This window comes from Prauserella sp. PE36, assembly GCF_003311655.1.
Taxonomy (GTDB): Bacteria; Actinomycetota; Actinomycetes; order Mycobacteriales; family Pseudonocardiaceae; genus Prauserella_A; species Prauserella_A endophytica.
Window position 1 is genome coordinate 33447 of record NZ_QEQT01000064.1, and the last position, 14518, is coordinate 47964.

Genomic DNA, 14518 nt, shown 5'->3' on the forward strand with positions numbered 1-14518 from the left:
CGTGCCGGGCGCGACCTGCGCTCGGAAGGATCACACCCGGTCACGAAGCGGGCAGGACCAGCACCGTCCAGCTCACGACGGGCGCGATCACGACCAGCGACATCCCCCAAACCATGAGCCCGCCGAAGACCTTGTCCCGCTGGTCGGCAGGCGCGTTGGCCACAGCGAGAGCGCCCATGGTCGACAATGGGCTGCAGTCGACCACGGAACTGGAGACGCACAGCGCCACCACGACAGCCAGGACTCCGATGTCGCCGTTGAGCAGGAACGGTGTCGCCAACGGGATGACCGCGCCCAGCAGCGCGGTCGTCGAGGCGAAAGCCGACACGACAGCACCGATGAGCAGCAGCACGAACGCGGCGAGCAGCGGCACCCCGATGCCGGCTATTCCACGACCGAGCCAGTCGATGGTGCCCTGCTCCTCGAGCATGGCGACATAGGTCATGATCCCGCCGATGAGCAGCACAGTGGACCACGCCACCTGTTCGACCGCGGTCCTCGCCGTGGCCGGGAACACGAGCGTCAGCACCACGGCGATCGTCAGCGCGACCATTCCCACGTGGAGATCGAAGACGAGTGTCGCGACCACGAGCACGAGCAAAGCCGCGAGCGTGGACGCCCGCTCGAGTGTCAGTCGAGAAGCCTGGGCGATGTCGATCGGAGCGGGTGCACTCGTCGCGACACCGCGCGCTCCTGGCCGGCGTGGCGTCGACGGCCCGCTGGGAGGCTCCCCTGCCGCCGCCGACGCGGGAAGCGGCTCGGAATCGGTCTCGTCCCGGCGGCCGATCAGGTCCCGTCCGCCCAGCGTCAGGAATGCGATCACACCGAGGAGCGCGGTTGCGCCGAAGGTGCCCAAATAGAGCAGTCCCGGGTTGCTGGGCAGTCCTGCCGCGTCGGTTACGCCGTGGACGATCACTCCGTAGATCGCGATCGGCGAGAACCCTCCAGCGGTCGTGCCCTGGATGACCATCATGCTCATCAGCAAGGGCCGGATGCGGTACTGCTGGGCGAAGCGCAATGCCACCGGGATCGTGATGGCGCAGGCCGCGGGTGCCGCGGCGCCGATCGACGTGATGGCGGCGGGGATGAGGAACATCGCCAGCGGCACCAAGCTGATCCGCCCGCCGACAGCCCGGACAGCGGCATGCACGAGCCAGTCGACCGTGCCGTTGTTCTTGGCGAGCGCGAACAGATATGTCACGCCGACGAGGATGACGAACATGCTGCCGGGAAATCCGGACAGCACATCGTCGGCCGGGACACCGTAGGCCAGGCCACCGATGACGAACGCGGCAACGAGGGCAAGCGCACCCATGTTCACGGATGTCACGGTCGCGACGAGAAAGACGCCTCCCAGTGCGAGAAGCGCGATGACTTGAGCGGACACGGATTCCTCGATTCGTCATTGAAGCGAACGGAATGGCAGTGCATCGGTCCGACGACGGTTCTGCTCAGCCGGAGGGCCTCGTCGCACGCAAGTCGGCGAGGATCTCCTCGGTGTGCTCCCCCAGGCCCGGAATCGCCGAAGCCGGGTCGCTCACGCCGTCGAGATTGAACGGTGACCGCAGTGCGCGGACTGGCCCGTTCGGCGAGTCCACCTCGAACCAGCGAGCCCGGGCGGCATGCTGCGGATGCTCCGCCAGCCGCTTGAGGTCATTGACCGCTCCGGTGGGGATGCCCGCTGCCCGCAAGCTTTCCTGGGCATCCTCCTCGGTCAGCGCACGGAAATGACGTTCGATGATCGGCTCGAGTTCCGCTCGGTTGCGTACCCTCGCCTCGTTCGTCGTGAACCGCGGATCGTCGATGAGCTCCGGTGACCGCAGGACCTGCTCGCACAGCCTTCGCCATTGCTGCTGTGTCTGGACGGCGAAGTTGACGAACGCATCGGAGCCAACGCGGTACACGCCGTAGGGCACCATCATGTTGTGCCGCGCGCCCGCGCGCGGAGGCTGCCGCCCCGCGTACAGCTGGTGGTAGGTGGGAGCCATCATCCATTCACTCAGACAGTCGAGCATCGAGATGTCGATGAAGGCGCCCTCACCGGTTTCGCCGCGCCGAAGAACGGCCGCGAGCACAGCCGACAACGCGTACACGGCAGCACACATGTCGGCGACGGAGACACCCACCTTCGCAGGCTCGTCGGGCGAACCGGTCACCGACATCAGGCCTGCCTCGCCCTGAATCAGCAAATCGAAAGCCTTGCGGTCACGATAGGGACCATCCACGCCGTAGCCGGAGATCGCGCAGTTGATGAGCCGCGGATACCGAGAGCGGACCACCTCGCGGCCGTAGCCGAGCCGGTCCACCGCGCCAGGCCCGAGGTTGTGCACGAAGACATCGGCCGCGGACAGCAGGTTCCCGAGCGTGCGTCTGCCCGCATCCGTCTTCAGATCTAGCGCGACACTGCGCTTTCCCCGGTTGGCCCAGACGAAGTAGGCCGACTGTCCCGCCACCACCGTGTCGTAGCCGCGGGCGAGATCACCGCCGTCGGGCCGCTCCACCTTGATCACATCGGCACCAAGATCGGCCAGGTGCCGGGAACACAACGGGGCAGCGACGGCATGCTCCAGTGAGACCACCCGCAAACCGGTGAGAGGCCCGGCGGACACGGAGCTGTCGTCGTCCCTTGGGCCGGACGAGGTGGATCTATCGAACATGACTGGCCTGCCCTTCGGTTCGGGGAGATTCGGCCGTGCCCGGCCGCGGGGACTGGCGACCGGCGTGGTGATGCCATCAGGTTAGGGAGCAGGCAGGCGTGACTCTTCGTTACATCGCACGATCTTCGGTCGCGGTCGTCGGAGCTTTCGACGACGGCGACCGCCGAGCCCGCCTCAGGCTGGCGTCATCGTGTGGCTGGCCAGAAACGCCAGGACGGCGGCGCTGGCCTCCTGGCGGCGCTCCAGGAAGTAGGCGTGGCGAGCTCCGCCGAACAACCGCAGCTGCGCACCGGGGATGCGCTCGGCAAGCCGGACGCCGTTGCCGGGCGGTGTCAGGCGATCCGCGGTTCCGTGTAGCACCAGGGTGGGCCTGCCGATGGTGGGCAGTGCGGCCCACGCGTCGTGCGCAGCGCTGGCGCGACGGTGCGCACGACGCGCGTGGTCGCTCATCGATGCGTCGCCGAGCAGGTTCAGCGGGCCGGTGTGCGACCACCGCCGGTGTGGGCCGACCATCAGATCGGTCAACGCCTCGCGCCTCGTGCCGGTATCCGTGTTCAGGGCCCGGATGACGTCGGGGTCCGTGGGCACCGTGCCGTCACCACCTCCGCTGGTGCAGCCCAGTACGAGCGCGCCGACACGGTGGGGGTGATCCAGCGCGAGCCATTGCGCGACCCGCCCGCCCATCGACGTTCCATACACGTGCGCGCGCGTCACTCCGAGCTCGTCGAGGACCGCGATCACGTCCCGCGCGAACCGGCGGGTGCTCCACTCCGCGCCCTTCGGACCGTCGCTGCTACCGGTACCGAGGTAGTCGAAAGTGATCGTCGTGTACGACGACGCGAAGTCGGCTCGCACTGGATCCCACCATCGACGGGAGTTCGCCTGGCCCGCGAGCAGTACAAGCGGCTCCCCCGTTCCTCGGGCCTCGAACCCGATGCGGGCGCCGTCCGGAGCTGTCGCGTGCCGACCGCTCCCCGACCTGTCAGTGCGCACTGTACAAAGCTCCTCTCCTCGATCAACGACGGATGCGATGTTCGTCGAGGAGCTCCGCGAGATGCCGTCCGGCGCGGCTGGGCGATCACCGTCGCTGCTGGTCAGGTCCGGTGCTTGCCGTCCCTCACGAGCGGCGAGCAGCTCGGCCGGCGTGTGGACGGCTACCGCGACGGAGGTGTCCACCTCGCGCACCCCTGCGGCGCGCGGTGCCGCAGCAGGATCGTGCGGTGCGGGGAAAGGAGATGTCGACACGGTTCGCCTGACACCGGCCCAACGCGGCGCTCGAACGACGAATCCCGCGCGACCAAGGGCGGAAGTGCCCCTGCCGCGGGAGGCGGATCAGCCGTTGGTGAGGGCCACGACCTCGCTCGCGAGGTGTGTGAAGTCGTCCACGACCAGGGTCGGCGGGTAGTACTCGTTGCCGAACGGACGCTTCCGGCGGTCGACGAACGCCGTGTGCATCCCGGCGGCCTTCGCGCCAACGCAGTCGAACGCGTGGTTGGCCACGAACAACACCTCGGACGGGTCCAGGGCGACGGCCTTGGCGCCGGTCGCGTAGGTGTTGAAGTGCGGCTTGAACGCGCCGGCCTCCTCAACCGATACCACCCGGGTCCACAGGTGCCCGGTGCCGGAGAACTTCACCCCGGCCTCGAGCATGTCCGGATCGCCATTGGACAGGATGACGAGTTCGAACCCTGCGTTCCTCAGCTTCGTCAGTGCCTCGATGACGTCCGGGAAGGGCTCGAGCCGCTCGATCTCCGAGACCAGGGAACGGACCTCGTCCATGGTGTGCGGGATACCCGCGCGAGTCAGCGTGTAGTCCACGGCCTGCCGGCCGATCTCCCGATAGGGAATGTGCTCGCGCCCGAGCAGGCCGTCGATCATCGAGTTCTCGAAGTGCGTCCGGCGCCACCATGTCACGACCCGCGTCGCTGGCTGCGCGGTGTAGTTCTTCGACTCCAGATAGGGGGTGATCGCCTTGGTCAGGCTGCCCTGCATGTCGACAACCGTGCCGTAGAAGTCGAACATGAGCGCCTTGACGCCGATCAGGGACTCGGTCTGTTCAGCCACTTCGCATCCTCCACGGGACAAGATCAGAATCGGTCACGCCGAACGCTAGTGAGCAACCCAGGACCTCGGCATCGGAGGAAAGCCCGACACCTGACCTCCACCATTGGTGACTTCCACGTCGCTGGGAGAACCTTCGCCGGGGATAGTGAGGTCGTGCACTCCACCCTGAATCAGCCAGATCCGGGTCCCGGCTCGTCCATCGGCTGGGCACTCCGTGCGTTGTCACTCGCCCGGTCGACGGGGGCGCCACTTCTGCCTTGCCTGGCAGGACTCCGGGCAGCGCCATCAGCACCGGGCAAGTTCGCCCTGGGCGTCGCGGGCGAGCCAGTGCCGCGGCGAGTGGGACTGGTGGAGATGGCGATGCTGGCGGACTTCGCGCTGGGCGGAGCGCTTCGCCGGGAGGTCGGGCTCACCAGGCCCCTGCCGACGTTGAGCCTCACACTCGACCTTGCCGGCCCGCTTGCTTCCGACGGCACGATCACGACCGCGGAGGCGGGCGAGATCGCCATCGGACCGGACGGCATCGGCACCGCCGCTGGAGAGTTCCGTGGGAGGCAGGCCGTCTTCGGACATTGCACTGCGACGTTTGCGATTCCCTCGAAGGGCCGGCAGGGCGCGTTGCCCTGGGACGATCCGGTTGACACCAGCCGGCCCGAAACCCCGCGCACGCCGGAGCCGGGTGATCTGGGCGCAGGTGACGAGGCGGTGTTGCGCGCCGTGCGCGCCGCAGACGACGCGGGCCGGTCCTGGGGCGATCACCTGATCGCCGAGGCGACGGTCGACCATCCAGCCGGGTACGTGCTGAGGCCGACCGCGGCGATGACCAACCGCGCGGGCGCCGTCCAGGGCGGAGTGTTGTTCGCGATGGCGGCCCGCTACGGCGCTCCACGAGACGACGGCCCCCGCCCACGGCTGGCCGCCGGGACGATGCGCTTTCTCGCCGCCACGGACGCCGAGACACCCGTCTGGACCGAGTCGCTGACCGAGCACGCGACCCGCCGATCGGTGTTCACCCAGGTGCGGCTTCTTCAGCGCAACAACGTCCGGGCGGTCGCCGGGCTCGTTTACCGTCGCTGAAGGAACACACGACCCGGCCGGTGAACGACCCGACAGGAGAACGATGTGAAGCTGTCCGACCTGCTGGAGGCCGCCGGGCCGGGCCCACTGCGACCAGTTCACCTGGTGAACGGTGGCCTGACCCCGATCAACGACGTCGTCATCGTCGATTCCGCGTGTCCCCCGGCAGCCGGCCAGGTCATCTTGGCGGTCGGACTACAGCTCGACACTCCCGCCGGACGTGCGCTGATCGCCGAGAGCGGCGCGACAGGGGCCGCCGCGGTCGTCTTCCGGTCCACGGTAACCGTGAACGCCGTGCCGGGCGACACCCGGACCTCTGTCCTCCTCGCCGATGCCCACATCGGCTGGGCACAGCTGCTGCTTCTGCTTCGCACCCTGACCTCAGCCGCCCAGGACGAGACGGCCACGGAATTTCCTGATCACCCCATACCCAGTTCCATGCACGGACTGGCGGAGGCGATCGCGGTGATGGTCGGCGGCTCCGTGGTCCTCTACGACCGAGCCCACCGGGTCATCGCCTACGCCGTGCAAGGCCACGAGATAGACACCGTGCGCCGGGACGCGATCATCGGGAAACGAACCCCAGAGCAGTGGATCAAGCGGTTCACCATCGACCGGTCGGCTTACCAGACCTTCCGCAACCCCGACGAGGTAGTCCGGGTCGACAGTTACGAGGAGATGCGGACCCGATTGCGGATCGCGATCCATGCCGGTGGGGAAATCCTCGGCGAGATCTCCGTGGCGGAAGGACGGCAGCCGCTCACCAGCGAGGCCGAGGAGGCACTCAAACGCGCCGCCGCCTTGGCAGCGCCGTTCATGCTGCGTCATCGCATCGCCGAAGACACCGGCCGCACCGCCCGTGAGCAGATGCTTCGCGGCCTCCTCGAGGGAAGTCCCACGCTGGCCACCCACGCGATCAACTCCGGCCTCGACCCCCACAGAGGACTCACCGTCGTCGGGTTCGCCGTGCGCACGCAGGACCGCACCGATGCGACCTCGGCCGAGGTCTTCACCGAGCGCCTGATCCATCTGCTGTCGCTACAGGTCCACAGCCTCGATCCCGCCGCAGGTGTCCTGTCGATCGACGGCGCCTACTACGCGGTTGTGCCCGCGCTGACACCGGCGAGTCACGAGCAACTCGTCGGCAGGCTCCGGCCCGCACTAGACCAGCTCCACCGACTCGACATCGACACGTGCGCCGCCGTCGGGAGACGCGCCACCAGCCTGGCGGAAGTTCCCCTTTCGCGGAGCGACGTCGACGACCAACTCCTCGTACTCGCACGCCGGGGCGGTTCCGGCGTCATCGGCACGAAACAGCAACTGTGGGCGGATCTCACCCTGCTGCCGGCCGAACGTGCGATCGCCGCCGCGGATCCGGACCTCACCGAGCATCTGCGACGACTCACCGCGCACGACCAACGGCACGGCACCGAATTCGTCAAGACGTTGAGGACGTATCTTGAGGTTTTCGGGTCGACGTCCGCCGCAGCCGAACAGCTCGTCCTTCACCCCAACACGTTGCGGCACCGGCTGTGGCGGCTCGCTGAGATATCCGGAATCGACTTAGACGATCCGGCGCAACGACTGGCCCTGCACCTTCAACTGCGAGCGGGCTCGTTGCCGGACGAGTTGCAGCCGTAGACGCGACCAGCAGACTTCTGAAGCCAGCTGCGGAAGGCCGATCCGGTTGGATGGAGCGCCGTCCCTCGAGACAGGGCTCCCGCGGATCGACGAAAGCCTCATGCCCGCCGGACCTGCCCGCTCGACAGCAGAACGGTTCGACGCGGAACTCCGCGGGATCGACAGTGCACATCGCTCAACTGAAGCCCGCGGTGTGATCTTCGTTCGGCCGCGAAGGGAACGGCGGAGCCGGTGCATCCGGGCCTGACCTGTTCCCGTGCCGTGGCTGAAGCGCGTGCGCACCCGTTGCCGGCCCGCCCGCGTCGGCTTGTCAGCGCTACCGCGCCTCCAGCCCGAGCGCTTCCAGCGCGGCCACCGCCTGCGCCCTGGCCTGTGCGCGTGTCGGCGCCGGCCGCAGTCCCAGCAGTCGCTGCCGGTGGGGCTCGCCGAGCAACAGGGAGAACAACGCGGTGGCTTGGCCGGCGTCCGCCTCCGGCAGCAGCCCCTCGAGAGCGGCGATGTAGGACCGCGGTCCCTCGTCGTAGAAGCGCTTCGCGAGGTCGGGGAACGAGTGCGCTTCAGTGATCATCAACCGGTGCAGGCCGATCGCCTCGTCCGAGTGCAGCGCGACGACGATCTCGGTCGCCAGCTGTGCCGGCGTGTCGCAGCGGCGGCCCGTCATCTCCAGGGCGCGGCGCCGCAGCCGTGCGACCGCGGCGAAGAAGATCTCCGACTTGTCCCCGAAGTAGGCGTAGAGCGTCCGCTTCGTGACGTGCGCCGACCCGGCGACGTCGTCCAGTGAGACGGCGTGGAACCCGTTCGACACGAACAGGCCCACCGCCGCGTCCAGGATTTCCTCCTGTCGTCGCGCGCGCTCTTCCCGCGTGGGCCGGCCGCGCTTGCGCGGCGCCTGCCCGTCTCCCTGGTCACTCATCGTCCCTCCTGACACCGAGACCCCTTAATGAAACGGAAGTAGTATCATTTAACGTGTCGACGTGACCAGGCCGGCGTCACATCCGGACGCCGGTCCCCCGCGGGGCGTCGTCACGGCGGCCCACACCGCGACGACGCCCCGAGGCGAGAGGAGATCCCACATGCCCAGCCCTGCAGGGGCGCCCACCCGCGGCGGCGCTCCCGCGACCGGCCCGGACCCGGTGCTCGACGACGAGCCCGCCCTCCGGCTCTACCGCCAGATGGTGCTGATCCGCCGGTTCGAGGAACGAGCCGCCCGCGCCTACACCGAGGCGAAGGTCGGTGGGTACTGCCACCTCAACCTCGGCGAGGAGGCGACGGTCGTCGCCCTCATGGCCGCCCTCGACAGGACCGACTACCTGTTCACGAACTACCGCGAGCACGGCTACGCCATCGCACGCGGCATCGACCCGGGTCGCGTCATGGCCGAACTCTACGGCCGCACCGACGGAGTATCCCGCGGCTGGGGCGGTTCGATGCACCTGTTCGACGTCGAGTCCCGGCTGATGGGCGGCTACGGCATCGTCGGGGGCCAGATCCCCCTCGCGACCGGAGCAGCCCTCGCCATCGACTACCGAGACGACGAGCAGGTCGTGATGTGCCTGATGGGCGACGGGGCGACGAACATCGGGGCGTTCCACGAATCGCTCAACCTCGCCGCGCTCTGGAACCTGCCGATCGTGTACGTCGTGGTCAACAACGGCAGAGGTATGGGAACCAGCGTCGAGCAGGCGTCCGCTGAGCCGGAACTCTTCCGGCGCGCGTCCTCTTACCGGATGCCGTCGAGTCGCGTCGACGGCAACGACCCCGAGGCCGTCTACGAGGCGGCGATCGAGGCCATCGGCACCGCCCGCTCCGGGCAGCCCTGCCTGCTGGAGACGGTCTCGGGCCGGTTGAAGGGCCATTCGGTGGTCGACCCGGCGAAGTACCGCGACCGGGCCGAGACAGAGGCTCTCATGGCCGCCGACCCGGTGGCCGCGTTCGCCGCTCGGCTGCGGGAAAGGGGCGTCCTCGGCGACGCACTGAGCGCCGAGATCGACAGCGAGGTCACGACCGTGGTCGAGGCGGCCGCCGCGTTCGCCGAGGCGAGCCCGCTCCCGGACGTGGCGACCCTGTTCGACCACACCTACGCCACTCCTGTGCGGAACGACTCACGCCGGCTGCCCGGACAGCCCCTCTTCCCGATCGGCGCGTCGATGGGTGCTCCGGCATGACCCTGATCAGCTATCGCCAGGCGCTGCACGACACGTTGCGGTCGGAAATGCACCGCGACGACCGGGTGTTTCTGATCGGCGAGGAGATCGGTCTCTTCGAGGGCTCGTACAAGATCACCGCCGGCCTGCTCGCCGAGTTCGGCCCCCGGCGGGTGCGGGACACCCCGATCGCCGAGGAGGGGTTCACCGGCGCCGCCATCGGGGCCGCGATGCTCGGCCTCCGGCCGGTCGTCGAGATCATGACGATCAACTTCTCGCTCCTCGCCCTGGACCAGATCGTCAACCACGCCGCGAAGATCTACGGCATGTTCGGCGGGCAGGCTCGCGTGCCGATGGTCATCCGGACCCCCGGCGGCGGCGGACAGCAGCTGGGGGCCACCCACTCACAGAACATCGAGCTCTACTACGCCTTCATGCCCGGGATGAAGGTCGTCGCACCCTCCACACCCGCCGACGCGAAGGCCCTGATGCTGGCCGCTGTCCGCGACGATGACCCGGTGCTCGTACTGGAGAACCTCGCCCTTTACAACACCAAGGGCGAGGTGCCCGACGAAGACCTGCCCGCCGACATCGGAACGGCGGCCGTCACCCGCGAAGGTGCCGACATCACCGTCGTCGCCTACTCACGCATGGCCGCGGTCGCGCTCAGGGCGGCCGAGCAGCTGGCGGCGACCGACGGGATCGACGTGGAGGTCGTCGACCTCCGGAGCCTCCGCCCGCTCGACCGGGAGACGGTCATCGCCTCGGTCCGCAAGACCAACTGCGCCGTCGTCCTCGAGGACGACTGGCTCACCTACGGGATCGGCGCGGAAGTGGCCGCCAGCATCTCCGACGGGGCCTTCGACTGGCTCGACGCACCTGTCCGGCGCGTCGCCATGGCCGAGGTCCCGCTGCCCTATTCGAAGCCGCTGGAGACCGCTGCACTGCCCTCCACCGACGACGCCATCACGGCGATACGCCAGACCCTCGACGCCGTCGCCAGGCGTCGCTGACGGGAGCACGATGATCGACATTCTGATGCCGCGCCTGTCCGACACCATGGAGGAGGGCGTCATCTCCTCGTGGCACAAGAGCCCCGGTGACCGGGTCAACGCCGGGCAGATCCTCGCCGAGATCGAGACCGACAAAGCGATCATGGAGTTCGAGGCCTACCAGGACGGCACGCTCGCGGAGATCCTCGTGCCCGCGGGCAGCGCCGCCCCTATCGGGTCACCGATCGCCCGGCTCGACGACGGCAACGGCGGACCGGCGGCCCCGCCCGGGGACCGCCCGGCCGATGAGTCCAGCCGAGCGGCAGAGACCGGACGCCTGGTGGCCACCCCCCTCGTGCGCAGGCTCGCTCGTGAGCACGGGATCGACCTCACCACCGTCACCGGAACCGGGCCTGGCGGAAGGATCGTGCGTGCGGACATCGAGGACGCCCTGCGCGCGAGTCCCAGCACGGACACCTCACCCCCGGCCCCGAGTCCGGCCGAACCCGACAGCGATCCGGCATCCACGAGGATGCCGTTCGACGCCGTCCGCCACGCGCTGGCGAGTCGGCTCACCCAGAGCGCGACGACAACTCCGACGTTCACCGCGACGGCGTCCGCCGATGTCGAAGCTCTCCTCAGCCTGCGGGCCCGCCTCAACGAGGCCCTGGACGCGGCGGGGTCGGGGAAGGTGACCGTCAACGATCTCGTCGTCCGCGCCGTGGCGCTCGCGTTGCGGGTCCACCCGGGGATCAACGCCTCCTACTCCCCGGCCGGACGGGGTGAGACCGTGCTCCACAGCAGGGTGCACGTCGGGATCGCCGTGTCCTCACCGAGCGGGCTGATGGTCCCCGTGATCCGGGACGCCGACCGGACGCCGGTCTCCACCATCGCGGCACGGGCACGCGACCTCGCCGGCCGAGCCGCCGACCGCTCGCTGACCCCGGCCGACATGGCGGACGGGACGTTCACGGTCAGCAACCTCGGCATGTTCGGGGTGGAGCAGTTCACCGCCATCATCAACCCGCCCCAGGGCGCGATCCTCGCCGTCGGCGCCGCGACCGACGTTCTCGGCTCGCCGGACGCCCCGGCGCGCCCGCGCATGCGCTACACGCTCACCGCCGACCACCGCATCATCGACGGCGCCCTGGCCGGTCAGTTCCTGGCCACGCTCACCGGCCTACTCGAAAACCCGTTGAGCGTCATCGCCTGAGTGGAGCCGAATAGTGTCCAGTACCACCTCGCCGACACTGGAGCGCATCGATCCCCGCGCCTGGGCGCCCGGGATTCGCCACCCGGCGACGCGACAACCCGCCCGGGGAGCCGGGCCTGACCGGTGTGCGAACGCCCCCGTCACGAAGCTCGCCACCGCCGGGTCGCGGATGAGCCGGAAGCTCACCACTTCCGGGTTCGCCCTGTCCATGTTCCGTGCCTCACCGCCTGCGGGTTGCAGGACATCACGATGACCTTATTGGTTGACGCGGCCTTCTGCGCGGCCTTCGACCACGCCCGTGTCCGGACGAACGGAGATCCCACGATGACGAACGCCCACGGCCGCAGGTTGCTTCGCCTCGAGGTCCGTAACAGCGAGACCCCGATCGGGCGCAAGCCGTCCTGGATCCGGACCCGCGCGCGGACCGGCCCGCAGTACACGGAGCTCAAGGGGCTGGTCCGTTCCGGCGGCCTGCACACGGTGTGCGAGGAGGCCGGCTGTCCCAACATCTACGAGTGCTGGGAGGACCGCGAGGCCACGTTCCTGATCGGTGGCGAGCAGTGCACCCGGCGCTGCGACTTCTGTCAGATCGACACCGGCAAGCCCGCCGAACTCGACCGCGACGAGCCCCGCCGCGTGGCTGAATCCGTGCGGCGGATGAGGTTGCGCTATTCCACCGTCACCGGTGTCGCCCGCGACGACCTCGATGACGGCGGCTCCTGGCTTTACGCCGAGACCGTGCGTCAGATCCACGCATTGAATCCCGGCACCGGCGTCGAACTGCTCATCCCGGACTTCCAATGCCGCGACGACCGGCTCGGGCCGGTCTTCGGCTCGCGGCCCGAGGTGCTGGCGCACAACCTCGACACCGTGGCGCGGCTCTTCCACCGCATCCGGCCCGCCTTCCGGTACGAAGGGTCCCTCGAGGTGCTGACCAAGGCGAACGCGGCTGGGCTGGTCACCAAGTCGAACCTCATGCTCGGGATGGGCGAGACCCCGGACGAGGTGACCGGCGCGCTGCGCGACCTGCGGGAAGCCGGCTGCGAGATCGTCACCATCTCGCAGTACCTGCGACCGTCCGCAAGGCACCACCCCGTCGAGCGCTGGGTCAGGCCCGAGGAGTTCGTCGAGCACATGACGACGGCCGAGGAGATCGGGTTCGCCGGCGTGCTGGCCGGGCCGCTGGTCCGCTCGTCGTATCGGGCCGGACGGCTCTACGCCCAGTCCGTGTCCCGGCGGGCATCCGCGACCTCGACCCTCAGCACGAGAGCTGATGGTCCCTCGGATCGACCTTTGTTCCAGGAACCGGGCGGACAGCTCGACCCACGCATCCCATGACACAGGGCCGCTGCGGAGAGCGAGTCCGAAGGGTGGTCGATGGTTTCGAACGGTAGACGGCCGCCATGCAGGTCGAGACCTTGGCCGACGGCGGCGCGCGTCCGGACCCGCGCGAAGCCGCCGAGCGGTATCGGCTGCGCGTGCTCGCGATCGACGAACCATCCCGCCGAGGTCGCGCGCCGCATCTTCGCCGGGTGTCCCGACGGCAACGGGGACCGCGCGCTTGCCAGCGGGCTCAACCGCGACGGCATCCCCTGTCCGTCAGCGCGGCGGACGGACCGGAACCGGCACCGGCTCGCCGGAGAACCGCCGCCCTCACGACGTGCCCCCGCGTCATGCCCCGGTGGTGACTTCGAAGGCCTCCCGTACGGCGCGTGTGGTGCGGCGCAGTGCGGCAATCAACGCGGACTGCTCTTCGTCACGGGTGCAAAGAGAGATGGGGCAGGGCTCGACATCGGTGACCGGAATGAACACGACGCCGGGGTGCCGGTAGCTGTCCACGACGGAACCACCGGTGATCGCGATCGCCTCGCCGCGTGCGACGACCTCGAGGAGTTCGTCCATGGTGTGCACAGTGGGTCCGTAGCGGACGGGCTCTCCGCTGGGGCGTGGGTCGCAGGCCCACCATCGCACCCACTGTTCGTCACTCTTGTCGTCGGTGACGTGAGGCTCGCCGTCGAGGTCGGCCAGGACGACCGTGGCACGCGTGGCCAGCCGATGGCCGATCGGGAGCGCGACCACACGGGGCTCGTGACGCACCACATCGAGTCGGAGCCCGTCGGTATCGGCGATCGGGGGACGCACGAGCGCGGCGTCGACGGTTCTGTCGCGGACCGCTGTCGCTTGCTCGTGCCAGGGCAGCTGCGTGAGCTGGACGGTCACGGCGGGGGCATCGCGTTGCAGCAGGTCGAGGATTCGGCGGGTGTGTGTGCCGGTGGCGGCGCTCATGAAGCCAAGCCGTAGGACGCCGTGGAGGTCGCGACGGTAGGCCTCGATGGCGGCAACGGCCCGGTCGGCCGCGGCCAGTGCCGTGCGTGCCTCGGAGAGGAATCGCCGGCCTGCTTCGGTGGGAACGACAGGATGGGCGCTGCGGTCGATGAGCTCGACACCGAGCTTGCGCTCGAGCGTGCGGATCTGCTTGCTCAGCGCCGGTCCGCTGACGAAGAGCCTGGCGGCCGCGCGGCCGAAGTGACCTTCGTCGACCACGGCTGCGAGGTAACGCACGAGATGCAGGTTCAGGTCCACACCGACTCCTCTCGTGACCAGTGTCCCATGACATGGGTTGTGAAGTGCTCGGACCGGGCACGATAACCGAATGGTTAACGCGTTGGGCGCAGTTTGTCCTGGACGCTACCGATGCGCGGGGACAGCCTCTAGGTCACCACCAACGAC

12 protein-coding genes are annotated in these 14518 nt (G+C 68.9%); 6 read left to right on the plus strand and 6 right to left on the minus strand.

The window, feature by feature from the left end; all coding sequences use genetic code 11:
- Positions 1-40: 40 nt before the first annotated feature.
- The 4 genes from DI005_RS17290 to DI005_RS17305 form a co-directional block, all read right to left on the minus strand.
- On the minus strand, positions 41-1387 hold the full coding sequence (locus DI005_RS17290; protein ID WP_113642820.1) for an SLC13 family permease: 1347 nt from the start codon (positions 1385-1387) through the stop codon (positions 41-43).
- A gap of 64 nt (positions 1388-1451) precedes the next feature.
- Positions 1452-2657: a CaiB/BaiF CoA-transferase family protein gene (locus tag DI005_RS17295; RefSeq protein ID WP_113642821.1), complete on the minus strand. Its 1206-nt coding sequence runs from the start codon at positions 2655-2657 to the stop codon at positions 1452-1454.
- A gap of 174 nt (positions 2658-2831) precedes the next feature.
- Positions 2832-3650 (minus strand): alpha/beta fold hydrolase, encoded by an 819-nt coding sequence (locus DI005_RS17300; RefSeq protein WP_112273631.1) that lies wholly within the window; start codon positions 3648-3650, stop codon positions 2832-2834.
- A gap of 339 nt (positions 3651-3989) precedes the next feature.
- Positions 3990-4721: a haloacid dehalogenase type II gene (locus DI005_RS17305; RefSeq protein WP_199542897.1), complete on the minus strand. Its 732-nt coding sequence runs from the start codon at positions 4719-4721 to the stop codon at positions 3990-3992.
- 360 nt (positions 4722-5081) lie between these two features.
- Between DI005_RS17305 and DI005_RS17310 the strand changes: the two genes are divergently transcribed.
- Together DI005_RS17310 and DI005_RS17315 are read left to right on the plus strand one after the other, a co-directional pair.
- Positions 5082-5798, plus strand: a complete 717-nt coding sequence (locus DI005_RS17310) for a hypothetical protein (RefSeq protein ID WP_147263856.1) — start codon at positions 5082-5084, stop codon at positions 5796-5798.
- Positions 5799-5843: 45 nt separating this feature from the next.
- Positions 5844-7439, plus strand: coding sequence for a CdaR family transcriptional regulator (locus tag DI005_RS17315; RefSeq protein WP_113642823.1), 1596 nt, complete (start codon positions 5844-5846; stop codon positions 7437-7439).
- Positions 7440-7755: 316 nt separating this feature from the next.
- On the opposite strand, the gene DI005_RS17320 is transcribed toward DI005_RS17315, so the two are convergent.
- On the minus strand, positions 7756-8352 hold the full coding sequence (locus DI005_RS17320; RefSeq protein ID WP_112273637.1) for a TetR/AcrR family transcriptional regulator: 597 nt from the start codon (positions 8350-8352) through the stop codon (positions 7756-7758).
- 160 nt (positions 8353-8512) lie between these two features.
- Between DI005_RS17320 and pdhA the strand changes: the two genes are divergently transcribed.
- The 4 genes from pdhA (at position 8513) to lipA (ending at position 13126) form a co-directional block, all read left to right on the plus strand.
- Entirely contained in the window at positions 8513-9604 is a 1092-nt protein-coding gene (gene pdhA, locus DI005_RS17325) for a pyruvate dehydrogenase (acetyl-transferring) E1 component subunit alpha (protein WP_113642824.1), read from the plus strand.
- Positions 9601-10596 (plus strand): alpha-ketoacid dehydrogenase subunit beta, encoded by a 996-nt coding sequence (locus DI005_RS17330; RefSeq protein ID WP_113642825.1) that lies wholly within the window; start codon positions 9601-9603, stop codon positions 10594-10596. Before pdhA ends, DI005_RS17330 begins: the two co-directional genes overlap by 4 nt.
- A gap of 10 nt (positions 10597-10606) precedes the next feature.
- Positions 10607-11788: a dihydrolipoamide acetyltransferase family protein gene (locus DI005_RS17335; protein WP_199542901.1), complete on the plus strand. Its 1182-nt coding sequence runs from the start codon at positions 10607-10609 to the stop codon at positions 11786-11788.
- A 324-nt stretch (positions 11789-12112) separates the two neighbouring features.
- Positions 12113-13126 (plus strand): lipoyl synthase, encoded by a 1014-nt coding sequence (lipA, locus tag DI005_RS17340; protein WP_113642826.1) that lies wholly within the window; start codon positions 12113-12115, stop codon positions 13124-13126.
- A 333-nt stretch (positions 13127-13459) separates the two neighbouring features.
- On the opposite strand, the gene DI005_RS17350 is transcribed toward lipA, so the two are convergent.
- On the minus strand, positions 13460-14371 hold the full coding sequence (locus DI005_RS17350) for a LysR family transcriptional regulator (protein WP_112273645.1): 912 nt from the start codon (positions 14369-14371) through the stop codon (positions 13460-13462).
- Between the last annotated feature and the right edge of the window lie 147 nt (positions 14372-14518).

Excerpts from the sequence above, each read along its gene's own strand:
- DI005_RS17295 (WP_113642821.1), bottom strand. The coding sequence starts at position 2,657 with ATGTTCGATAGATCCACCTCGTCCGGCCCAAGGGACGACGACAGCTCC.
- DI005_RS17310 (WP_147263856.1), top strand. The coding sequence starts at position 5,082 with ATGCTGGCGGACTTCGCGCTGGGCGGAGCGCTTCGCCGGGAGGTCGGG.
- DI005_RS17320 (WP_112273637.1), bottom strand. The coding sequence starts at position 8,352 with ATGAGTGACCAGGGAGACGGGCAGGCGCCGCGCAAGCGCGGCCGGCCC.
- pdhA (WP_113642824.1), top strand. The coding sequence starts at position 8,513 with ATGCCCAGCCCTGCAGGGGCGCCCACCCGCGGCGGCGCTCCCGCGACC.
- DI005_RS17330 (WP_113642825.1), top strand. The coding sequence starts at position 9,601 with ATGACCCTGATCAGCTATCGCCAGGCGCTGCACGACACGTTGCGGTCG.
- DI005_RS17335 (WP_199542901.1), top strand. The coding sequence starts at position 10,607 with ATGATCGACATTCTGATGCCGCGCCTGTCCGACACCATGGAGGAGGGC.
- lipA (WP_113642826.1), top strand. The coding sequence starts at position 12,113 with ATGACGAACGCCCACGGCCGCAGGTTGCTTCGCCTCGAGGTCCGTAAC.